The sequence below is a fragment of the Rickettsiales endosymbiont of Trichoplax sp. H2 genome (assembly GCF_009690945.1).
GTDB classification, from domain to species: domain Bacteria; phylum Pseudomonadota; class Alphaproteobacteria; order Rickettsiales; family Midichloriaceae; genus Aquirickettsia; species Aquirickettsia rohweri.
Map to the genome: position 1 here is coordinate 1 of NZ_NPHZ01000007.1, position 23,977 is coordinate 23,977.

The following is a 23,977-nucleotide window of genomic DNA, read 5'->3' on the forward strand; positions in this document are numbered from 1 at the left end:
AGCATCCAGCAAGAAGATACACTGCCAATGCTATACATAAACGATTCAAAAGGAATGGGAATAGCAATGCACTCACTAAACTTAAATAATAGTACTGAAGAGATGCTAACTCAAAATGATGAAACACCACATTATGCTGAATTATTATAGCCATTATATATAGCTAAATAACTTTAATTTAACCCAAGCTGCAGATAAGAAATAAGAAATTTACAGCAAATCTTATAATCATGAAGAAGAGTATATATCTGGATTGCCACGGATGCTTGAGGAGTATCCTCGCAATGACGTTTTTATTTTTGTCATCACGAAGGAGGAATGTAATTCCGACTGTGGTGATCCAGAATTGTTGTCGCATATACATTTGTTGATAGCTTCCCTGGATTGCCACGGATGCTTGAGGAGCATCCTCGCAATGACTATATTTTTAACTAAGTGCACCTATACAATAGCTTTTTTGCCTCTTGCAACTTAATTTTCATCTTCAGCTTTGGTTAATGATAATAATAAATGGAAAGATTAGGATAAATAATTATTTACATATGATTTTATAGTAAATTTTTGCTTATTCAAGTCTTGAACAAAAAATTCTAATTTATTTTTCTTTGCAAAATTAATAGCTTCTTCTTTATTTTTAAACTGTAATTTAACTTCACTAGGGTACATATTAGTGCTACCTGTCCAACCCATAATTTGCTCTTGAAACCTATCATCATTTGATAAGAATTCTATAGTCCAATGATTAGTATTTGCTTTGCCTGATTGTGTGGGATTTTTATATTCTTTAAATATTTTGACAATCATTTGTTTTATAAAATTGAAATTCAAGTTATCCTAACTATATAGTATATAATTAATTAACTTATTCAAGTAATGAGCAATAATATATCTAAATTAACGTTTGAGCAATCCATGCAAAGGCTGGAAGAAATTATTAATGATCTAGAAAGTGGCAACGTAGAACTAGAAAACGCTATAAATCTTTATTCTGAAGGAATTAAATTACAACAACATTGTAAAGATAAGTTAGAAAATGCCAAATTAAAGATAACTAAGATAATAAAAAATAAAGATAAAATTGAAACTGAAAACATTGAGATTGGTTAAAATGTTAACTAAAAATTAACTTAAAAATTCTTGTTTTAATTAATTTAATCACTATATGTTTAATTAATGTATATAAGCAGAGTAAATAAATGCAAAATAATTTTAATAATGAAATCCCTAATAATCCTCTAAAAGAAGCTTTGCTTTCATGTAAAGTGATGATTAAATTTGTGCTGTTATTTGGATGTTTGATTAATTTATTAATGCTTTCAACACCTCTATTTTCCATGCAGGTATTGGATAGAGTTTTAGGTAGTCAAAATACAAATACACTTTTAATGCTAACCCTCGTGATAATATTAGCATTATCATTATTAGGTATTATACAAGCTGCTAGAGCTTTCGCGATGAATAAAATGGGAAGTTGGCTAGAAAATAAATTATCTGAAACTGTATTCTCAAATTCAATTAAGTTGTCCTTAGAATCAAAAGCCATGGCAAATAGCCAACAACTAAGAGATTTGCAAACTGTAAAAACATTTTTAACGAGTCCTGGCTTAATATCTATTATGGATATGCCATGGGCAATAATCTTTATTATCGTATTATTTATTTTACACACATCAATAGGATTTTTAGCATTAATTGCAGGCACAGTTCTTATAGTTTTTGGAATTATAGCTGATAGATCAACTAAACCTTTAATTGAAATGAATAATGAAAACTTCATAAAAAGTATGAGGCAAGTAGATCAATCAACTAGGAATGCTGAGGTTATCGAAGTGATGGGCATGAAAGATAATATTATATCATCTTGGCAAAAAATGAACCAAGAAGTCCAAAAGACACAAAATTTAGTCACTAAGAGACAAGCAATTTTCATGGAGATTACAAAATTTTTCAGATTGGTAATTCAGATTTCAGTAACAGCTTTAGGTGCATATTTAGTAATTCAAGGTCAAATAACTTCTGGTACAATAATTGCAAGTTCCTCATTAGTAGGTAGGGCTCTTGCGCCATTTGAAGCAGCTATTAATTCATGGAAAGGTTTTGTTACTTGTCGTAAATCATATGAAAGGCTGACTAAATCATTCACCAGATATAAAAATGATAGTGATAAAATGTCATTACCTCATCCAGAAGGAGAAATTGATGTAGAAAATGTATATTTTGCACCACCAGGGGTACCTAAACATATATTAAAGGGAATTAATTTTTCATTAAAGAAGGGAGAAGTTCTTGCTATTATTGGACCTAGTGCTTCAGGCAAAACAACACTTGCAAAACTTCTTGTTGGGATTGCTAATCCTAGTATTGGGACAGTGAGGATTGATGGTGCAAGTTTGAAAGATTGGAAAAAAGAAGAACTTGGCCCACATGTTGGTTATTTGCCACAAGATGTTGAATTGTTTTCAGGTACTGTTAAAGAAAACATAGCAAGAATGCATAGTGATCCTCATTATGAAGATGTTGTAGTAGCTGCACAACTTGCTGGAGTGCATGATATGATATTACAATTGCCACAGGGTTATGATTCAAGCGTTGGTCTTGATGGATCTATGTTATCTGGTGGTCAAAAGCAGAGAATAGGCCTAGCTAGAACTTTTTATGGTGAACCAAAATTTATTGTATTAGATGAACCAAATGCTAGTTTAGATACACAAGGTGAAGAAGCACTGATGACTGCAATTTCTGTAGCTAAGGAAAAAGAAATAACAACAATCATCATATCACATAAAACTTCAATACTTAGTATAGTTGATAAAATATTAGTTATGAAAGATGGAATGGTTGGATCATTTGGCCCTAAAAAAGAAGTATTAGCTAAATTAAAAGAAGCTCAATCAATTACTCAAGCTGGTATTGGGGCATAATTTAAGGAGATTAACATGGTTAAAAAGAATAAAGAAGAAACAAAAATTATACAGCAAGAAGATATAGAAGTTATTTCTGATGACAATACAGCAAAAAAGCAATCAAAAGCTAAGGATGATATGGCTTTTAAAGATGGTGAAGAAAAGAAAACTATATCTGTAAAAGATGAATTTGAAGAAAATTTAGTTGAAAAATATAAAGATTATAAAATATTAGATATAAAATCTTTTAAAAAATTTTTAATGGAGACTAAAGATTTTTTATTTGGAATAACATTAGAAAAATCTAATTATGTAGAAAATAATGAAAAAGAAATATCAAAGCAAATTAAATTTCCAATAAAATTTGGCTTAATTGCAGTTGCTATTACCTTAGGATTTTTTGGAGTATGGAGTGGATTTGCTCCACTTGACAGTGCATCCATTGCAGAAGGATATGTGGTTTTAAGTGACCATAGAAAGCAAATTTTTCATGAAAGTGGTGGGGTTATAGAGAAAATTTTAATAAAGGATGGAGATGAAGTTCAAAAAGGACAACCATTAATAGTGCTTAATGAATATAAAGCTAAAGCTGAACTTGAGAGTGTTTTATGGCAATTAAGGCATACAATTGTTGATGAAAAAAGATTGTCTCAAAATTTACAAATAATTTCTTATTACCTAAATGGCAATCAAAATGAAATAAAAAGTATGCAAGTAAATTTTGATAATAAATATTTAGATACTAAGAATGAAAGGGTATTAAAATTAATTGAAGCACAGAAAAACTCGTTTGAATCATTTAAATCATTTATTGAAAGTAATGTAAAATCTTTTAATGCACAAATTGAGCAAGTGCATGCTGAAATTAATGCTTCAAAAGAAAGGATTGATTCCTATAAAGAAAATATCACCACTCTAGAAAAAGAATATAATAGGAAAAAAAAGTTATATGAGAAGCAATTAGAGACTTCTGAAAGATTATCACAAGTAAAAGTACAGTTGCAAGAATATAAAGGAAGAGAACTTGAAGAACAATCTAGATTAGCTGGAGCACAACATAGAATTGCAGAGATTGAAGCTAAAAAAGCGCAATTTATGGAAGAACAAAATGTTAGATTATCTGATGAATATAAGAAAAATCATACTGAATTGCTGAAATTAGAAGCACAATACATTCATGTTAAAGATGCTCATGAAAGAACTACAATCACTGCCCCTAATGCTGGAATTATTACAGGATTAAATATTCATACTATAGGCTCTGCTATACGTCAAAATGATAAGCCTTTGGTAGAAATTATACCTCAAGATGATAATCAAGTAATAGAAGCTTTCATACCTTCTGGTGAAATAGATAGTATAACTGTAGGAAGTATTGCTAGAATACAATTGAATGCCTATAAGGCTCGTCTTGTTCCTAGAATTGAAGGAAAAGTGATTTATATTTCAGCTGATAAATTTGATAAAGAGATGCCTGGCATGGTAGCACCTGGAGTACCAAAATACACACCTGCTGGTTATTATAAGGCTAAAATTGAAATAACTCCTGAAGAGCTAGCTAAAATAAATATGGATGTTAAGTTGTTTCCTGGCATGCCAGTAACAGTGTTTATTGTTAAAGGATCCAGAAGTTTTGCGGAATATTTATATTCACCTATTAAGGATAGCTTCCATAGAGCTTTCAAAGAGCCATAGTACCTTTTTTTGAAATTCTTATTTATGATAGAGGTATTGGTATGATTAAAAACAAGTAATTTAGCAAAAACATGACTTTTGCACTTTTTTAAGATATAGGGTAATACTAAAAATCATATTGATGATATCAAATTAACATGAAATTACAAAGAATTAGAGGGACAGCAGATTTATATGATCAAGATATAGATCGATTTAATCATGTAGTTAGTTATGCAAAACAATTTGCAGAGCTATATTGTTTTGATGAAATTGTAACTCCTATAATGGAGAATAGTGAGGTTTTTCATAGGACTCTCGGAGAAACATCAGACATAGTTAATAAGGAAACATACCATTTTTTAGATCGTGATAAAACTAACATTACCTTAAGGCCAGAGTTTACTGCAGCTATAGTTAGATCTATTATATCAAATGGAATGCTTCAATCTTTGCCACTACGTTTATTTAGCTATGGCCCATTATTCAGGCATGAAAGACCTCAAAAATGTAGATTAAGACAATTTCATCAAATAAATTTTGAGTATATTGGTTCAGATAGTTTGAAAGTTGATGTTGAGTTAATAAATCTTGCTTATGATATACTAAATTCTTTAAAAATTCTTGATAAAATTAAATTAAAAATTAATACCTTGGGTAATTTTGATTGCAGAAATAAATATAAAGAGGCCTTAAAAAGCTATCTATTGAAATATAGAAATGATTTATCTGATATTAGTTTAATAAGATTAGAAAAAAATCCACTTCGAATTTTAGATACAAAAAATGAAAAGGAGAGAATGTTACTTGGTGATGCTCCAAATTTATATAATTTTATAGATAATAATTCAAAATCTACCTTCGAAAAAATAATGCTAAATTTACAAGACTTGGATATTGAATTTGAACATGAGAAAAGATTAGTGAGAGGTATGGATTATTACTCTGGTTTTGTATTTGAATTTATGACTGAAGATTTAGGAAGTCAAGGAACTGTAATTGCAGGAGGCAGATATGATTCTTTAATATCTACAATGGGAGGCAAAGAAACTCCTGCTTCAGGTTTTGCTGGTGGAATCGAGAGATTGATGGAATTATTATCTATATCATCAAACGAATTACAAGATAAAAAACCGCTTTACTTAATACCTATTGGAGAATTTGCAGAGAGTAAAAGTTTAAAAATTTCAGATGATTTTAGAAGTGAGAATATTATAACTTTAGTTGATTATGAAATTTCATTAAAAAAGAGAATGCAAAAAGCTAATAAATTAAATGTAGATTTTGCGATTATCTATGGTGATAATGAGTTGCAAAATAAAACATTTATATTGAAAAATTTGAATTCTGGCGTTGAAGAAGTAATGAATAAAGAACAGCTTTTAAATTATATAAAGAAGAGTATAAAATAATATATGACACATATAATTGTTTTTGGAAATGAGAAAGGTGGCTCTGGTAAAACAACTACCGCAATGCATTTAATTATTTCGTTATTAAACTTAGGCTATAAAGTAGCCACATTAGATATAGATTTAAGACAGGCATCTTTAACAAGATATATAGAAAATAGGAAAAGAACTCTTGATTCTCAAGGTATCAAATTAAGTTTACCTATACACTTTAAACTTAATAAGAGTGTTAATAATTTGCAAACAGTTGAATTTACATCTGATGATATTGGCGATTTTAATAATTTAATAGATAAATTAATTAACAAATTTGATTTTATAATAATTGATACGCCAGGAAATGATAATCTCTTAAATAGACATGCACATTATATTGCAAATACTATAGTAACACCAATTAATGATAGTTTTATTGATGTTGATTTATTAGGTAAAATAGATCCAACTAATTATAGCAAAGCTATACCAGGCATTTATAGTGCTATGGTATGGGAGCAAAAAAAATTAAAAGCACTTAAGAAAAAAATGGAAATAGATTGGGTTGTTGTTAGAAATAGACTTTCCTCTACAAATGTTAAAAATAAACAAAATGTAGGAGAAGCAATTACTTATCTTGGCAAAAAATTAGGATTCAATGTGTCGCCTGGATTAGGAGATAGAGTTGTGTTTAAAGAATTATTTCTTAATGGTCTAACATTATTAGATGCAAAAAATTGTAAGCATTTAATTAAACTAAATACTTCTGTAATATCTGCAAGACAAGAGTTGAGGGAATTTTTATATTCATTAAATCTTGATGCAATTAATAAAAAAATATAGAATATTTAATGTAAATACATAATCTGAATAGAATTGGTGAATGTTTCTAATAGGACATTAAATAAAGTTGATATTTTTTGCAAATTAAATGATAAATGTTCATTTTATGTAGGTATTATATCAATTGAAAATCTTTGTATTATAGAACAGAATAATGGCTCAGAAATTTGCAATGTTATAGATCGTGTAATAAGTAAAGCATTCAAATTTCATGCTAAAGGTGAGTATTTTTTAGAAAAAATTAGTTATAACTCATTCATTTTTGTTATTATTGATGAAAATTTGAAGTTAACTATAAGTGTTATAGAAAATATCATAACCTTTATAAATAAAAGAGATAACTTTTTAAAAATGCAAAATGTGTTTTTTTTGACCAGGGTAGGATTAGCAGAACACACAAATTCAAAAGATATAAGTATTACACATAGCCAAGCTCAAACTGCATTATTTGAGTGTAGTAGTGAAAAAAAAATATACAGTTTTTATAGAACATCACTTAATACAATTCAAAAACATATTAACAATACTGACTTAATAGCTAATTACTTAGAAGCATATGAAAATAGAAAGCTAGAATTTGATTTTCAGCCTATTGTGGACAGTAAAACTAGAAAATATCTATTTTATGAATGTCTTTTGCGGTTAGTAGACGAAAAGGGATTAAGATTATCTGGATCTTCATATATTCAAGCTGCTGAGCAATATGGCTTAGTCAGTTTTATTGATCAGTTTACATTAACTAGTGTTTTGAAATTATTAGAGGAGGATAAAAATTTAATTCTTCACATTAATATATCTGGTGCAACTATTACTGATTATGATTGGATGGAACTGGCTCAGCAATTATTTTACAAAAAAGATTTTCATCACCGACTAGTAGTTGAAATTACTGAAACATCTGTAATAAAAAATTTAAAAGCTGCAAATTTTTTCATTGATATGCTAAGAAAACTTGGATGTAAAATTTCTATAGATGATTTTGGTTCAGGATATAGTTCTTTCGCTCAACTTAAAAATATGAAGGTTGATAGTATTAAAATAGGAGAAGATTATATAAAAGATTTGCCAGATAATAGAGATAATGTAATATTTATAGAAACGCTTATTAAGCTAGCCAAAAATCAAAATTTAGAGATTATTGCTGAACATGTGGAAAACGAAAAAGCTGCAAGATATTTAGCTGACATAGGTGTTGAATACTTGCAAGGTTATTTATTTTCATAAACAAAATTTACTACCTATAAAAAAATTTTATAAATAAAAATGTCATTAATTATAATCTAAATATATTTGACCAAGCATATAAAACATATTAGAGTGTTACAGAGAGTATAAATAATATAAAGACAAGGAGACCTAATGAAAAAAATATTACTAACTATTTGCAGTATGGCCCTACTTACAGGAGTTGGTTGTAAAAACAAATCACATCAATCAGCAAGTGACGTAAATAGCAGTACTTTAGATTCAATACCAAATTCCACTTTTGAAGAACTAGACAAAAAGGTAGGTGATAAAGTATTTTTTGCATATGATAATTCAGAATTATCAGATAGCGCAAAAACTATTCTTGATAGACAAGTTGAGTTTATGAAAGAAAAGTCTCACCTAAAATTTGTTATTGAAGGTTTTTGTGACAAAAGAGGTACTGTTGAGTATAACTTAGCACTTGGTGAAAGACGTGCAAATAGTGTTAAGAAATACTTAGTAAATCATGGTATTAATCCAGATAGACTAATTGTAATAAGTTTTGGTAAAGAAAGACCAGCAGTAATAGGTGATACTGAAGAAGCTTACAGACAAAATAGAAGAGCTGTTACTGTTATTAGATAACTTTTTTATAATTTTTATAAACTTGAATATATGTGAATATATTCAAGTTTTTTTATTAAAATGTCGCAAATTAGGATTACTAAAGCGCTTTCTCATTATGGTATTTGCTCTAGAAGGGATGCTGAATTATTAATTGCAAAAAATAGAGTAAAAGTAAACAATCACGTATTAGACTCACCTATATATTTTGTAAATGATGAAGATGTTATACATGTAGATGATGTTATTGTATCTAAGCCTTCAAAAATACGCTTATGGAAATATTTTAAACCAAAAAGAGTGATCACAAGTCATAAAGATAACTTCGGTAGAACAACATTATTTGAAATTCTGCCAAAAAATATTGGAAGAGTTATTTCAGTTGGTAGATTAGATTATAATACTGAAGGATTAATTTTATTAACTAACAACGGTGACTTAGCAAGAAAATTAGAATTACCAGCAACTAAATTAAAAAGAATTTATTTATGCAAAGCATATGGAATCATGCCAAAAAATATGATTCAAGAGTTATTATTAGGCATAAAAATAGATAATATTCAATATGGCCCTATTTTTGTTGAGGTTTATAAAAAACAAAATTCTAACACTTGGTATAGAATTAAATTATATGAAGGAAAGAATAATGAAATTAGAAAAGTTTTTGCACACTTCAATTTACAGGTTAACAGGCTAATAAGAACTGATTACGGTAATTTTTCATCAAAAAATATGATAGCTAAAAGCCTCATAGAGATTGAATATAAAGAATTTGCTAAATTGTATAAACAAGAAACAGAGTTACAAAAGAATTAGATAATCAAAAGCAGTCTGAAAATTTTAACTATAAAGATTCACTTAAGTTACTTAATATAATTTTTATAGTTGTCAATCTTAATCTATACATAATGATTGAGTAATTATATACAGTTATATTTCTCTGTTATATAATATTATTGATTGCTAGAAATTTTAAACTTCTCTTCAAATTTATCATTAGAGGTATTTTTTGACTTTTCTGTTTTTTTATTTTTTTCCTTTATTTTATTGCCAAAGACTTTTTTGGAAAGCAAAAAGTAAAATATTAATGGTTGATATAAAAATATATTTAATATATTAGTTAAACTATCAGGAAAACCTAATACACGCCTGGTACAGAAGCTTAATAACCCATATAACATAACCCAAGCAGCTATAAATTTTAATTCCCCTTTCCAACCTTTTGAACATTCTAAGTAAAACATCTTAGGGGTATAATATGCATTAACTTTTCTAAATACATAAAAAGTAACTAAAACATGTATTATGTACACACATACTATCACTATTAAAGCTATAAGAATCCACCATATATATAGTAAGCTCACTGCTAAATCTGTTTTTAAATGATAACCATCTTCAGAAAAAAATCTCATAATTAACGAAGCAAGTGATTCATAAAAATTATCATTTTGTGAAAACTTAAAAATAGACTTGATAAAATATAAATATATTGGAATTGATACAATTGCAGCTATATACATTATAACTTTAACAAAGAAAATTATAGCTAATGATAGCTTAATTTTGTAACCAGCTTTGGTATTTAAAAATTTTTTTAATTCTTCCAACATTTATTTATAAGTAATATTAAATTAATACAAGAAAATTAATGATTATAAATTAAATCTTTAGTCCTAACTAAATGAGTAAATTTTACTTTCTTATATTTTATAATGTATATTTCCTTCTGCCAATTGCAACTTTTTTCTCAATTTAATTACAGTTTAGTACTTTCAAATATGCCATTATTTTTAATAAATTCTTCAATTTTTCCATAATTTACTTTTAATTAATTTTCGTTAATTCACTTTTCAAATAATCTTTTATATATATTTCTTTACTGATTTATATTTCTTTAAATTCGTTTGCAAAATTTTCATGACAAAAGCTTAAGAATATTGCAGCAACCATAATTTGACTTTAATTCTTTCTTCTTATATAAGTGTATAGAATATGATAGAAATTTACTTTGATATAGATATTTATGAGTTAAGTAGCTTTAATAGTATTAATAAAAATCACTTTAGTTCTATTAAATTTATTGCAAATTATAAAAAATCGCAAACAGTGTACTATGTAAAAGCAATGTTTCCAAATCAATTGATAAATTTAATAATAGCTAATTTATTATTTAGGATATGTCTTTGGCAAAGAGTTTATTCCTGAGGTTGGAATTGCAAAAGATGATAAACTAAATACTACTAAATTTTATTCAGCACTTGAAGAAATTGATCTAGAAGATGCTAAATATTTGCCTCATTTAGCATCTGGGATTACAGGAAATGGATGGGGTGTTGATTATATTCATTCTAATATTGGAAAGTATCATGAGAATGTATTCAATGCTGAAAAAGAAGGTTTAGCAAGTTTATTATTTCAGGATTCTGATGTTCATATAGGAAATGAGCATTATGTTATAAAAGATTATAAATATTATTATATTCGTCTAGACGTTGATCATGCAGATTTTATATACACTCCATTATCTGATATTATGGACAGTCATATATATATGCGAGATACACTGAAAAAATATAAATTTTCATACAATGCATTAAAAATATTATCAGAACTTTTGGAAAAGCGTGAAGTATTTAGGAAAAGTATTTTGCTATCTTTAAATCATATCTCTAAATTATTTTCAGATGAATATATACACAGAATTTATAGAGGTGAAGAAGGTTTTAAAGCAAAGTATGATACAAGTAATTACTATAAGCCTATAGATATCAAAAATAATGAAGAGCTTGGCAAACTAGTATTGTCTAATTTTGATAATATTTTTGATAATGCAGAAAAAAGTTTAGATGAGCTGATAAAAGATGATAAATTCTCTCTATTAAACTAAGTATGCAATCCTACCAATGACTCATAGCAAAGCACAAGCCTCCTATAAATACTTCCTCTCATCTTTTAGCTGGGTTAATAAATTATCAACTTAGATCAGATAAATCTGCTATTGATAAAAATTTGTTCATTAATCCTTAACTGCAGTTCTAGTTATTTTAAGAAAATTCAAATATATTTAATAAAAAAAGTTTTTGTAAATTTTGGATTTTGTTTGTTTTCGCGTATGAATTCTATTTTAAAACCACATTTTTTATAAAATTCAACTGCTTGAAATGAACTTGTTACTAAATTAATATTATTATATCCTCTGTTAACAAACCTCTTTTCAACATTTTTTAATAATATAGTACCGATACCTTTATTACGATGTCCAGATTTCACACATATATCTTCAATATAAATTTCTTCAAATGCAGTATATCCTAATAACATTCCTATAATTTCTTCATCACTAGATTTTGCAATAATAGAAAATTTTTTATAATTACACTTAACAGCATGATTTGTTTCGTATTCAATCATCCATTGATGACATATATTTTTTAAATCAGAAGGTACATAATTAAGGTATTCTACTAATAAATCAGACATATTATAATTTTCTTCCTGTGAATTTATTATTATTTATTAAATTTATCAAACAATACCTTCCAATGAATGAATAATATTATAGAAACAATAAATATAACAATTAATAATTTAGTAATATCCTGAATATTCTGATACTTAATATTTTGAAGAGATGCATTTTTTTCAAATTCAGTCTTATAATTTGAAGTTTTTTTAATATTTTCTTTGTCATTACTAAATTTATCAATACTTACAACATTAAAGTACTTTGGAAGTATCAAACTAATTGTAGCTAACGTCATACTATATAAGTATATAGCTAAAAAGAGTATCGAAACAGCACAAATTATTGAAGCATAAATTTGTAATACTAACTTATTCATTTTAAAAATAAATATTTATTTAGTTAAAAAAGCCTAGTTTATAGGAATGGCAACGACCTACTCTCCCATGCCTTAAGACAAAGTACCATCGGCGATGAAGCTTTTCACTTATGAGTTCGGAATGGTATCAAGTGTTTCATCTTCTCTATGGCTGCCACACCAATAAACTAGGCTTTTTATAATAAGATATTGTTTTTTTCTATACCCTAGGTAAACAAAAATTGCACTATATACGCACTATGTATTAGCAAAATTTAATTGTGCTATTAGTACTGGTCAGCTTAATAAATTACTTTACTTACACTTCCAGCCTATCAACGTGATAGTCTATCACGGCACTATAGGGAAAATTAGTTTTGAGGTGGGTTTCCCGCTTAGATGCTTTCAGCGGTTATCCCTTCTATACTTAGCTACTCAGCATTGCTCCTGGCGGAACAACTGATACACCAGAGGTATATCCAACTTGGTCCTCCCGTACTAAAGTCAGATCCTCTCAATTTTCCTTACACCTACGGCAGATAGGGACCGAACTGTCTCACGACGTTCTGAACCCAGCTCGCGTACCACTTTAATTGGCGAACAGCCAAACCCTTGGGACCTTCTTCAGCCCCAGGATGTGATGAGCCGACATCGAGGTGCCAAACGAACTCGTCGATATGGACTCTTGGAGTTCATTAGCCTGTTATCCCCGGAGTACCTTTTATCCGTTGAGTGATGGTCCTTCCACGCAGAACCACCAGATCACTATGACCGACTTTCGTCTCTGCTCGACTTGTCAGTCTCGCAGTCAGGCAAGCTTATGTCATTGCACTCTTTGGGCTGATTTCCGACCAGCTTGAGCTTACCTTCGCACACCTCCGTTACTCTTTAGGAGGTGACCGCCCCAGTCAAACTACCCACCATACACTGTCTCAAAACTGGATTCACAGTTTTTGGTTAGATATCAAAAATCAGAAGGGTGGTATTTCAAGGATGACTCCACTACAACTGGCGCCGTAGCTTCAATGTCTCCCACCTATCCTACACATCTAATTCCTAATATCAATGTAAAGCTATAGTAAAGGTTCACGGGGTCTATCCGTCTAACCGCAGGGACTCCGCATCTTCACGGAGAATTCAATTTCGCTGAGCTAATGTTGGAGACAATGGAGAAATCGTTACGCCATTCATGCAGGTCGGAACTTACCCGACAAGGAATTTCGCTACCTTAGGACCGTCATAGTTACGGCCGCCGTTTACTGGGGCTTAAGTTCGAAGCTTGCACATCTTACCTTAACCTTCCAGCACTGGGCAGGCGTCAGACCCTATACTTCCTCTTTCGAGTTTGCAGAGCCCTGTGTTTTTGATAAACAGTCGTTTCTCCTTGGTTTGTGCCACCTAGATATAGTTGCCTATACTAGGTCATCCTTTTCCCGAAGTTACGGATGTAATTTGTCTAGTTCCTTCAACATTATTCACTCTACGCCTTAGTATACTCTACCTGTCCACCAGTGTCGGTTTGGGGTACGGTCTATATGCTAAAGCTATTTCCTGGAAATTCTTGGCTGCATTATGAATCCAATAACACAATACAACTTCTAAATTTTGTCACTTTTAGCAGGCTCACGAATATTTACGTGATTCCCATCGATTACGCTTCTCAGCCTTATCTTAGGAGCCGGCTAACCCTGCGCAGATTAACTTTACACAGGAACCCTTGGACTTTCGGCGGGAGTGTTTTTCACACTCCTTTACGCTACTCATGTCAGCATTCTCACTTGTGATGTCTCCAGCAAATTTCACAATTCACCTTTACAGACTTACACAACGCTCCGCTACCGCTTATAGTACGAATACTATAAACTCATATCTTCGGTGTATAATTTAGCCTCGTTACATTTTTGGCGCAAAGTCGCTATTAGACTAGTGAGCTGTTACGCTTTCTTTAAGGGATGGCTGCTTCTAAGCCAACCTCCTAGTTGTTTTGGCGTCTTCACATCCTTTCACACTTAATTATATCTTAGAGACCTTAGATGATGATCTGGGCTGTATCCCTCTCGGCTATGGACCTTAGCACCCATAGCCTGTCTGCTGTTCTATATTCATTAGTATTCGGAGTTTAGTTAGGTTTGGTAAGGCTTTTGACCCCCCTAGCCTATCTAGTGCTCTACCCCTAATGATAAACGAACAACGCTCTACCTAAATAGATTTCGCGGAGAACCAGCTATTTCCGAGTTTGATTGGCCTTTCACCCCTAACCACAAGTCATCCCACAATTTTGCAACATTGTTGGGTTCGGTCCTCCATTGGGTATTACCCCAACTTCAACCTGCTCATGGCTAGATCACTCGGTTTCGGGTCTAATGCATTTAACTATATTCGCCCTATTCAGACTCGCTTTCGCTGCGGCTACATCTAACGACTTAACCTTGCTAGATACACTAACTCGCTGACCCATTATACAAAAGGTACGCCGTCACACGTCTTCTTTCCGAAAAAAGAATTATGCTCCGACAGCTTGTAAGTGTTTGGTTTCAGGTTCTATTTCACTCCTCTTATCGAGGTTCTTTTCGCCTTTCCCTCACGGTACTGGTTCACTATCGGTCAACAAATAGTATTTAGGCTTGGAGGGTGGTCCCCCCATATTCAAACAGGATTTCACGTGTCCCGCTTTACTCATGCTTTTAATAATTTTTTACCTATACAGGACTATCACCTTCTACAGTTATTTTTTCCAAAATATTCTAGTTATAATTACTAAAAGACTGGCCTTTTCTACGTTCGCTCGTCACTACTAGCGGAATCTCGGTTGATTTCTTTTCCTCTGGGTACTAAGATATTTCAGTTCTCCAGGTTCGCTTTTTAAGACTATATATTCATCTTAAAATATCAAGTAAACTTGATGGGTTTCCCCATTCGGAAATCTACGAATAAACGGTTATTGACACCTACTCGTAGCTTATCGCAGTCTATCACGTCCTTCATCGCCTTTTGTTGCCTAGGCATCCACCAAACACCCTTATTATAATTTTGCTATTACAAATAGCGCATATAGAGCAATTTTTGTCTCAGCTTGTTGTTGTAAAAAAACAATATCTTATTAACTTTTTCAAAGAAAACAGTATGAAAGTTATACGTAAAAGTTTATCATTCGTCAATAGATTATTTACTATTTACTTAAATAAATTTTATTATAAAGTTCTTACCGATAAATCTAATAGCTTTACAATTAATTAATATTACTATTTTTGCATATATTAATCACTTTAATTATACTTTGAAATATATATCATATATTGTATTATTAACTTGAATAATTAAAGATTATTTCATATGGACCCAACCGCAATACTACATGCTATTAAAACAACTATTGAGATTACTCATCAGTCACATAGCACACTTGAAAATGCTGAATCTATTGGAAATATTTATGAAAACACAGAAAGAAGAAAATTTCAAAAACATAGTACTGTAAACACTGATTTTACTTTAAAGCCTATATTAGGCCAAGATGCGGAAAAAACAAAATTTAGAAATAAAATTTTACATTTTATATTAAGCCCTAATTTTGCTAATATTCTAATGATAACAGCTGCAATACTTCTTACTGGCCCAATAGGAGGAGCAATAACATTGGCTTGCATAGCGGCTAACACTGCAATTCAAGCAAGAGGCTTATCAAAGCTTAAAAATATTCAAAGCGAAAATATTTTACTATCAAAAACATTAGAAATCGAAAATGAAAAAAGCAAATTGCTAGAAGATAATATTGGAAAATCATTGGAATCAATTTTATTAGAAAACCATGAATTGAATTTAGGTTTAAATTCTGCAGAAGTACATCAAAATAATCAAAGAAAAATATCAAATAAAATAGCATTAAAAAAACAGCTGCAAACTCACGGACTAGAATATTTAACTATGGGAGGAATGTCTACAGGTTTTTTCTTAGGTGCTATAGAACCTGCTTCACTTACTATAGGTTTAACCACTATGCTACTTAGAACTGCTGTTGATCATAAAAAACAAAAGGCATTTGAAAGTGAAAAAAATGTTTTACTTGAACAAAACGAAAAATTATCTAATGCTCTTGGCATAGATTATCAATATGGAAAAAGTATAGAGCAATTAAAAGAAACATTTTTAAATTCTTATTTAGAAAAAGAAGCAATAAAAATTGTAAAAGAAAAAATAACATCTGGAGAACTAGATGTATCAAACAAAAAGTCAATTCAAATTGCGTTTGCTGAAGCAAAAGAAAATGTGAAAGAAAACTTACCTCAAGAAATGAAGTCATTTACTCAAAAACAATCTTTAAAACATAAAACAATAGATTTTTTTTCAAATGTCAAAAATGTAATTACACATGGATTTTCAAGTGAAAATCAATATAAATTAATGTCACCTTGCGCACATGTGCAACATATGGATAGAAATGCTATTAATAATGCAAGGAGTACATTTCAAGAAAGAGTAAAAATACTTAATCAAATCAAAAGTATAACTAAAGGCATATCCACAAAAAAAACTAATCAACATGTGAACATAGAAGCATTAGATTTAGCTACACCAAATCAACATCATTCACACCATGCAACTGACGTAGGCCATCATCATTCAATAAAAGAAACTTTGGATTTAGCAATAAGCCATCATCAGGATAAAGAAAAATTCTCTTCTAGAGCAACTCATCAAAACCATAAGATAGACATCACACATTAACTCAAGCTGAAATAAGAAAAGAAATAAAATTAATAGACAATATTCACCTTTTCCTATTAACCATCATGAAATTACATAAATCCAATATAATTATTAAAAGAGTACATGTTGATATTTTAATTAAATTGCCCAAATATTAAAATGCTATTACATTAATTAAATCTAGAAGTAGATTATCATAGTTGCTTTATGCTTCATAATTGCATAAAAGCTTATCTATAAATCAGATTACATAGGCTATATTTCACCTTAAACATCTTGCAATACAGGAGGCGAACTATCTAAATTACTACCTGGTATGGAAGAAGTTGGACGATTATCATCATTTTTATTTGATGAATTTTCATGAATACGTATTTTTTTTCCTGCAATTAAATCTTTAATCTCATCTCCTGTTATAGTTTCATATTCCATAAGTGCTTTAGCTAATACTTCAAGCTTCTTTTTATGTTTTGTAATAATATTTTTAGCAAGCTTGTAGCTATCCCTTAGCAATTTATCAACTTCCTTATCCACACTCTCAGCTAATTTTTCTGACACTTCTTTATTACTACCTCCACCATAACGCATACTATCTTCCCTATCCTCACCATTACAGGTCCTATCTTTTCACTAAAACCCCACTTAGTAATCATATTTCTCGCTAAGCTTGTAGCAACTTTAATATCATTTGAAGCACCTGTAGTTATCTTCTCTTTTCCAAAAATAATTTCCTCAGCAACTCTACCACCCATAGCTATAATAAGCCTTGCCTCCAGGTATGTCTTGTTATGGTGACATCTATCACTCTCTGGAAGTTGCATAACCATACCCAAAGCTCTGCCCCTTGGAATTATTGTTGCTTTATGAATAGGATCAGATTCAGATACATATAAACTTACAAGAGCATGCCCTCCTTCATGATATGCAGTAATTTTCTTTTCCTCCTCAGACATTACCATAGATTTTCTCTCAGCTCCCATCATAACTTTATCTTTAGCATGTTCAAGTTCATGCATAGTAACCACATCTCTATTAACTTGAGCTGCAGCAAGAGCTGCTTCATTTACTAAATTTGCTAAATCAGCTCCTGAAAATCCAGGCGTCCCTCTTGCTATGACTTTTATATCAACATTAGGTGCTATTGGGACTTTTTTAATATGCACACTTAAAATTTGCTCTCTACCTTTAATATCTGGTACAGGAACTGTAATTTGTCTATCAAACCTACCAGGCCTAAGTAAAGCAGAGTCTAAAACATCAGGCCTATTTGTTGCAGCAACAACAATTATACCCTGGTTATCAGCAAAACCATCCATCTCCACAAGCAACTGGTTCAATGTCTGTTCTCTCTCATCATTTCCGCCACCATAGCCAGATCCTCTGTGACGTCCAACCGCATCTATTTCATCAATAAATACTATACATGGGGCATGTTTCTTAGCTTGAGTAAACATATCTCTAACTCTACTAGCACCAACCCCTACAAACATCTCAACAAAATCTGAACCAGAAATTGTAAAAAATGGCACTCCAGCTTCACCAGCAACAGCTCTAGCAAGCAAGGTTTTTCCAGTTCCAGGAGAACCAATAAGCAAACAACCTTTTGGAATTTTCCCTCCTAATTTATCAAATTTCCCAGGGTCTTTTAGAAAATCAACCACTTCTTTTAATTCATTTTTTGCTTCATCAATTCCAGCCACATCAGCAAAAGTAACTTTTTTACCTTGATCTTGCATCAATTTAGCCTTTGATTTACCAAATCCCATAGCCTTTCCACCAGCTCCTTGCATATTTTTCAAATAATATATCCATATACCTATCAACACTATCATTGGTAACCATGAAAATATTATACCTAATATGTTACTCATTGTTGATTCAAGAGGAACTATATTAATCTTTACATTACGAGCTCTTAAATCATCTATCAACTGTGGATACACTCTAGGAGATAAAGTAATAAAATGTTCACCATTAGAAAAAACACCTTCTATATTACTACCTTTAATGCTAACCTCACTTACATCCCCATTTGAAACTTTATCTAAAAAATCAGAGAATATTAATTTTTTATTTGAAACATTAGTTACATCTATAAGGTTATAAGCTACAATAATTAAAAAAATTATACTAACCCATTTCATTAAATTAGCATTGAAGTTATTTTTTAAATTTTTCATAAATGATATAAATTTATCGTTATTCTATGTTGGGCATATTAACTTCTACCATAATATATTTAATTAATCATTACATTTTATAAATTTTTCAAATTAAGTATTAACTAAATGCTCACCTTTTTTAGCAAAATATAAATTAATAATCTCAGCTGATATTTCTTCTATTGCTTTAGAAGTTACATCTACAACAGGGAATTTGTTATTGTTAAAAATTTTATTTGCATATCTTATTTCTTCTCTAATGCTAAGGGCATCTGTATAATCATTTCTAAAATCACTAAAATTCTGACCAATTAATCTACATTGCCTTATTTGTAGTAATCTATCTATACTTACTGTCAAACCAACTATTAAGGGATTTTTTATTAAAGAAAAATCATACTCAACATCATTAATTATTGGCCAATTAGCAACTTTATAGCCCCTTTGGGCTAAGTATAATGAAGTTGGTGATTTAGAAGTCCTTGAAACTCCAACTAAAAGGATATCTGCATTATTAAAATCATTAATTTGCTGACCATCATCATGATTTACAGTAAAATTTATTGCTTCTATTTTTTTAAAATAACTCGTATCCGATAAAATTTCTTTTTCTGGAGTTTTTTTAGAAGTTTGTATATTATAGTAAGAGCAAATTTCTGAAATTATACTTGCAATAGGTGAAAAACACTTAACATTTAATTTATTGCATTGCTCTTTTAAATATTCTCTTAATTCCCTATTTATAATTGTATATATTACTACTCCTGGATTCTTTTTTAGCGATACAACTACTTCATCTATTTGCTTTTTAGACCTAACTAAAGGCCACATATATTCATGAATTTTGATGCTATCAAATTGCGAAACAACAGCTTTTGACACAGCTACAACTGTTTCACCAGATGAATCAGATACCATATATAAATTTAAACTGGTAATACTCATTTGCTTATGTATAAAACTAATATATGATTATTTAGATTATAAAAGCTTGCATTTCAATATATAAATATTATTATTTTCTAATATTGAAAGTAAAATTACGTGTAAAAAGCTTTTTCAATAAATTTTATATTTTCTGATTAGGCTATTTAAATTTGAATGATATGTTAAAAAATAAAGTTGGTTTAATAATGGGTTTGGCAAATGATAAATCCATATCTTGGGGTGTTGCAAAAATTTGCAACGATCATGGAGCAAACTTTGCAATTAGTTATCAAAATGAAATACTAGCCAAAAGGGTCAAGCCACTCGCAGAAGAATTAAAATCTGATTTACTAATAGAATGCGATATAAGTGATGAAAAATCTATTGATAAAGCATTTGAATTGATAAAAAAGAAGTATGGTAAAATTGATTTTTTTGTGCATGCAATAGCATTTTCTGATAAAAACGAGCTTAAAGGTCGCTACGTTGATACTTCAAGAAATAACTTTTTAAATACTTTAGATATCTCTTGCTATTCTTTTGTATATACATCCAAAAAAGCTGCAGAAATATTAAAGCCTGGTGGAAGTATTTTGACATTAACTTATTACGGGGCTGAAAAAGTTATCCCTAACTATAATGTGATGGGAGTTGCGAAAGCAGCACTAGAGTCTAGTGTAAAGTATATTGCTGCAGATTTAGGACCTTCAAATATAAGAGTTAATGCCATTTCAGCAGGACCAATAAAAACCTTAGCAGCCTCAGGCATAGGTGATTTTCGCAGCATGTTAAAATTTAACGAGGAGAACTCTCCACTTCAAAAAAATGTAACAATCTATGATGTGGGAAACACTGCTGCATTTTTGTTAAGTGATTTATCATCAAGTATTACAGGAGAAATTATATTTGTAGATGCCGGATACAATATTCTAGGATCTCCAAGATCATTATATAAACAAAATTAGATTATTATGAACATAAAGATAAATACAATTATACTAACATGGATTTTACTTACCTGCGTAATTGCATGTAAGCCAAAAGATCCCTCTATTTATGACATAAAAAGCCCATGTGCTACAAATAATAAAATATATACAAATGGTCATGAGCCATGTATTAAAAGAACACCTATAGGAAATAAATTAGTATAAAAACAAAAGATGAAACAACAAACATTAAGTATAATAAAACCAGACGCAACAAAAAGAAATATAACTGGAAAAATTAACAATAAATTTGAAGAAGCTGGTTTAAAAATAATTGCACAAAAAAGAATAAAATTAACTAAAGAGCAAGCCAAAGCTTTTTATTATATACATAAAGACAGGTCTTTCTTTCAAAGTCTTATCGATTTTATGACCTCAGCTCCAATTGTTGCACAAGTACTTGAGGGAGAAAATGCTGTTGCAAAAAATAGAGAAATCATGGGTGCTACAAATCCTGACGAAGCTATAGAAGGCACCATAAGAAAAGAATTTGCTGAAAATATTGAAGCAAATTCTGTACACGGCTCTGATTCCATTGAAAATGCTAAAAAAGAAATAGCATTCTTTTTTAGTGAATGTGAAATCATTAGATAAATTTTCTTATGTTAAATAATAAAAAAGTTTTGTCTTACTATATTCAATGTGCTATAACTTCCAAAATGTAGCTTATTAGCATTTGTATATATAACTTAGCGAAAATATTATTCGCTTTTTTTTATTAATAAGCTCTTTATGCTTTATTTATGGTCCCGTAGCTCAGTTGGTAGAGCAACTGACTTTTAATCAGTAGGTCACAAGTTCGAATCTTGTCGGGATCACCACTAAAAAAACTTTAATGTTTCAATAAACTAAAAGTAAGTTATTATTTACCCAGAAAGACTGATTTTTAGCAAACAGGAGCATTATCTCAAATCTCTTATTTGCTCTCAAAACATATTTAAGGCATAAATAAGTTTGTTCATATGCCATCATCCAACAATACTTGCAATCAATCCTATCACTCCACCAAATACTCCACCCCATACTACTAACCATCCCAAGTGCCTTTTTATTATATCTTGAATTATTTTTTTCACCATAATAGGAGTTAATTTATCTATCTTATCTGAGATTATTTTATCAACTTCCAAAATAAATGATTCAGTATTATTATTAATTTCTAGGTTAGAATTTGAAAGTTCTTTAATAAAATCTTTAATTTTATTGATGATTGGAGCTTTTAATGGTTCCAATGCTGATTCACCACCCATCATAGCAATTATACCTCCTGCAGGAGAAGTTATAATAGCTTCTACTAATTTCTTATATAAAGATTCAAAATCTATTGATAATTCTAAATTTGAAATAACTAGCTTATTAATTTTATTAAGGAATTTATTAGAATCATCTTTGTTAAAAAACTGACTCATTACCAAATCTTTAATTCCTTTTTTAAAATCTTGAAATCTTAATTCAATTACTCCTGATCCATATATAAATGGAATCTTTTCAAATAGCATATGAATTGCTAACCAATTTGTTATACTACCAGATAATGCAAATAGTCCTATATTATGCAATTCTTTAGAAAAATATGGCATTATATAGCTTAATAGTAATATATATAATGCTATTAAATTTGTTACAAAGCTCATATCAGCAAATAAGCTTTTAATATAATTAAAGCTTTCTTTTCTTGTTCTCTTATCTATCATATCAATCAATTTAAAACGCATTTAAATATCATATTTTGTCTGGAATATACTTTTAATATTATTACAAGCAACGGATAATTTATTCATTAAACTTAGCTCTTTTTTATATTCAATCTGATAGATATTATTACCAGATTCATTAAGATCCATTAGATATTCATCACTAGTCATTAAATCATCTACTAACTTTAATTCCTTAGCTTTCTCTGCTAACCAATACTCTCCTGTAGAAATCTTTTCTATATCTATATTTGGACGTTGTTTTTTTATTAATGATTTAAATTGACTGTGTATTTCTTCAAGTTCTAATTGTAACTTCTGACGCCCCTCATCTGTATTTTTACCAAACATCGTAACAGTTCTCTTATATTTGCCTGAAGTGATTTGCTCATACTCTATTCCTTTATCTTTAAGTAATTGATTAAAATTAGGTATTTGAGAAGCTACTCCTACAGAGCCAATTATTGCAAATGGAGCGGCAATAATTTGGCTTGCTATACTTGCCATCATATAGCCACCACTTGCAGCTACTTTATCTACTATAACTATTAATTTAATTCCTTTATTTTTTATTCTATTTAATTCTGATGAAGCAAGTCCGTATCCACTTACTGTACCACCAGGTGATTCTAATATTAGAACAACTTTATCTCGTTTATGTGCAATAGAGAGTATTGCTGTAATCTCTTCTTTTAATGATTCTACTGCCGTAGCTTTTATATTTCCCTTGAATTTAATTACATATATATTTTGTTCATTTTCTTTTTGCTTTTTACCTTTTAATACTTTCTTAAACTCCTTGACTGTATCTTTAATTTTATGCTTTGAAGAAATAGTCTTTAACATCTGCAACTTCAATTCATAGTAATGACGAGATAAATCTTTTACAATTAACAATCCATCATCCTTACTTTTCCTAATTCTTGCTTTTATGTAAAAATATACAATTATTATGAAAATTATACTTCCCACGATTGTTAATGTTTTAAATAGAAACATTAGATACTCTGATAAAAACATTCTTTATATCCTCACTATCTTTATTATTGATCTT

Annotated in this window: 20 protein-coding genes, 1 tRNA gene, 2 rRNA genes and 1 pseudogene; 14 read left to right on the top strand and 10 right to left on the bottom strand. The window is 29.8% G+C overall.

Features of this window, described 5'->3' with window-relative positions:
* Positions 1–519: 519 nt before the first annotated feature.
* Positions 520–804: an NADH dehydrogenase ubiquinone Fe-S protein 4 gene (locus tag h2es_RS06480; RefSeq protein ID WP_154512461.1), complete on the bottom strand. Its 285-nt coding sequence runs from the start codon at positions 802–804 to the stop codon at positions 520–522.
* A gap of 69 nt (positions 805–873) precedes the next feature.
* Here h2es_RS06480 and xseB point away from each other — a divergent pair, with 69 nt between their 5' ends.
* The 8 genes from xseB (at position 874) to h2es_RS06520 (ending at position 9,436) form a co-directional block, all read left to right on the top strand.
* Positions 874–1,107: an exodeoxyribonuclease VII small subunit gene (gene xseB, locus h2es_RS06485; protein ID WP_126045267.1), complete on the top strand. Its 234-nt coding sequence runs from the start codon at positions 874–876 to the stop codon at positions 1,105–1,107.
* An 89-nt stretch (positions 1,108–1,196) separates the two neighbouring features.
* Positions 1,197–2,921: a type I secretion system permease/ATPase gene (locus h2es_RS06490; protein ID WP_154512463.1), complete on the top strand. Its 1,725-nt coding sequence runs from the start codon at positions 1,197–1,199 to the stop codon at positions 2,919–2,921.
* 15 nt (positions 2,922–2,936) lie between these two features.
* On the top strand, positions 2,937–4,598 hold the full coding sequence (locus h2es_RS06495) for an HlyD family type I secretion periplasmic adaptor subunit (RefSeq protein ID WP_154512465.1): 1,662 nt from the start codon (positions 2,937–2,939) through the stop codon (positions 4,596–4,598).
* A 137-nt stretch (positions 4,599–4,735) separates the two neighbouring features.
* Complete coding sequence (gene hisS, locus h2es_RS06500; protein WP_154512467.1) at positions 4,736–5,989, top strand: histidine--tRNA ligase; 1,254 nt, start codon at positions 4,736–4,738, stop codon at positions 5,987–5,989.
* Positions 5,990–5,992: 3 nt separating this feature from the next.
* A complete protein-coding gene (locus h2es_RS06505; RefSeq protein WP_126045020.1) occupies positions 5,993–6,808 on the top strand; it encodes a division plane positioning ATPase MipZ in 816 nt (271 codons plus the stop codon).
* Positions 6,809–6,844: 36 nt separating this feature from the next.
* On the top strand, positions 6,845–8,032 hold the full coding sequence (locus h2es_RS06510; protein ID WP_154512469.1) for an EAL domain-containing protein: 1,188 nt from the start codon (positions 6,845–6,847) through the stop codon (positions 8,030–8,032).
* A 135-nt stretch (positions 8,033–8,167) separates the two neighbouring features.
* Positions 8,168–8,641, top strand: coding sequence for a peptidoglycan-associated lipoprotein Pal (gene pal, locus h2es_RS06515; protein WP_126045023.1), 474 nt, complete (start codon positions 8,168–8,170; stop codon positions 8,639–8,641).
* 60 nt (positions 8,642–8,701) lie between these two features.
* Positions 8,702–9,436, top strand: a complete 735-nt coding sequence (locus tag h2es_RS06520; protein WP_154512471.1) for a pseudouridine synthase — start codon at positions 8,702–8,704, stop codon at positions 9,434–9,436.
* A 137-nt stretch (positions 9,437–9,573) separates the two neighbouring features.
* Here h2es_RS06520 and h2es_RS06525 read toward each other — a convergent pair whose 3' ends face one another.
* Positions 9,574–10,233: a hypothetical protein gene (locus h2es_RS06525; RefSeq protein WP_154512473.1), complete on the bottom strand. Its 660-nt coding sequence runs from the start codon at positions 10,231–10,233 to the stop codon at positions 9,574–9,576.
* Between the two features lie 680 nt (positions 10,234–10,913).
* On the opposite strand from h2es_RS06525, the gene h2es_RS06530 reads away from it, so the two are divergent.
* On the top strand, positions 10,914–11,510 hold the full coding sequence (locus h2es_RS06530) for a hypothetical protein (RefSeq protein ID WP_154512475.1): 597 nt from the start codon (positions 10,914–10,916) through the stop codon (positions 11,508–11,510).
* 167 nt (positions 11,511–11,677) lie between these two features.
* Here h2es_RS06530 and h2es_RS06535 read toward each other — a convergent pair whose 3' ends face one another.
* From h2es_RS06535 to h2es_RS06550, 4 genes are all read right to left on the bottom strand, one after another.
* The gene (locus tag h2es_RS06535) at positions 11,678–12,103 is read right to left on the bottom strand and encodes a GNAT family N-acetyltransferase (RefSeq protein WP_154512477.1); all 426 of its coding nucleotides are present in this window, start codon (positions 12,101–12,103) and stop codon (positions 11,678–11,680) included.
* A 29-nt stretch (positions 12,104–12,132) separates the two neighbouring features.
* Positions 12,133–12,465, bottom strand: coding sequence for a hypothetical protein (locus h2es_RS06540; RefSeq protein WP_154512479.1), 333 nt, complete (start codon positions 12,463–12,465; stop codon positions 12,133–12,135).
* 44 nt (positions 12,466–12,509) lie between these two features.
* A 5S ribosomal RNA gene (gene rrf / locus h2es_RS06545) occupies positions 12,510–12,624 on the bottom strand.
* An 86-nt stretch (positions 12,625–12,710) separates the two neighbouring features.
* Positions 12,711–15,478: ribosomal RNA gene (locus tag h2es_RS06550) — 23S ribosomal RNA — on the bottom strand.
* 299 nt (positions 15,479–15,777) lie between these two features.
* Between h2es_RS06550 and h2es_RS06555 the strand changes: the two genes are divergently transcribed.
* Positions 15,778–17,169 (top strand): hypothetical protein, encoded by a 1,392-nt coding sequence (locus tag h2es_RS06555; RefSeq protein ID WP_154512481.1) that lies wholly within the window; start codon positions 15,778–15,780, stop codon positions 17,167–17,169.
* 249 nt (positions 17,170–17,418) lie between these two features.
* Here h2es_RS06555 and ftsH read toward each other — a convergent pair.
* A pseudogene (gene ftsH, locus h2es_RS06560) lies at positions 17,419–19,331 on the bottom strand (ATP-dependent zinc metalloprotease FtsH).
* Positions 19,332–19,424: 93 nt separating this feature from the next.
* Positions 19,425–20,258: a pyruvate, water dikinase regulatory protein gene (locus h2es_RS06565; protein WP_154512483.1), complete on the bottom strand. Its 834-nt coding sequence runs from the start codon at positions 20,256–20,258 to the stop codon at positions 19,425–19,427.
* A 161-nt stretch (positions 20,259–20,419) separates the two neighbouring features.
* Here h2es_RS06565 and h2es_RS06570 point away from each other — a divergent pair, with 161 nt between their 5' ends.
* From h2es_RS06570 to h2es_RS06585, 4 genes are all read left to right on the top strand, one after another.
* Positions 20,420–21,205 carry an enoyl-ACP reductase FabI gene (locus h2es_RS06570; RefSeq protein WP_154512485.1) on the top strand — a complete coding sequence of 262 codons (786 nt, stop codon included), beginning with the start codon at positions 20,420–20,422 and terminating at the stop codon, positions 21,203–21,205.
* Positions 21,206–21,211: 6 nt separating this feature from the next.
* Complete coding sequence (locus h2es_RS06575) at positions 21,212–21,394, top strand: hypothetical protein (RefSeq protein ID WP_154512487.1); 183 nt, start codon at positions 21,212–21,214, stop codon at positions 21,392–21,394.
* Positions 21,395–21,403: 9 nt separating this feature from the next.
* Entirely contained in the window at positions 21,404–21,823 is a 420-nt protein-coding gene (gene ndk, locus h2es_RS06580; RefSeq protein WP_154512489.1) for a nucleoside-diphosphate kinase, read from the top strand.
* Positions 21,824–21,974: 151 nt separating this feature from the next.
* Positions 21,975–22,050, top strand: a tRNA-Lys gene (locus h2es_RS06585).
* A gap of 147 nt (positions 22,051–22,197) precedes the next feature.
* On the opposite strand, the gene h2es_RS06590 is transcribed toward h2es_RS06585, so the two are convergent.
* Positions 22,198–22,923 carry a DUF445 domain-containing protein gene (locus tag h2es_RS06590; RefSeq protein WP_230204285.1) on the bottom strand — a complete coding sequence of 242 codons (726 nt, stop codon included), beginning with the start codon at positions 22,921–22,923 and terminating at the stop codon, positions 22,198–22,200.
* 21 nt (positions 22,924–22,944) lie between these two features.
* Entirely contained in the window at positions 22,945–23,943 is a 999-nt protein-coding gene (gene sohB, locus h2es_RS06595; protein WP_154512491.1) for a protease SohB, read from the bottom strand.
* Positions 23,944–23,977 lie beyond the last annotated feature (34 nt).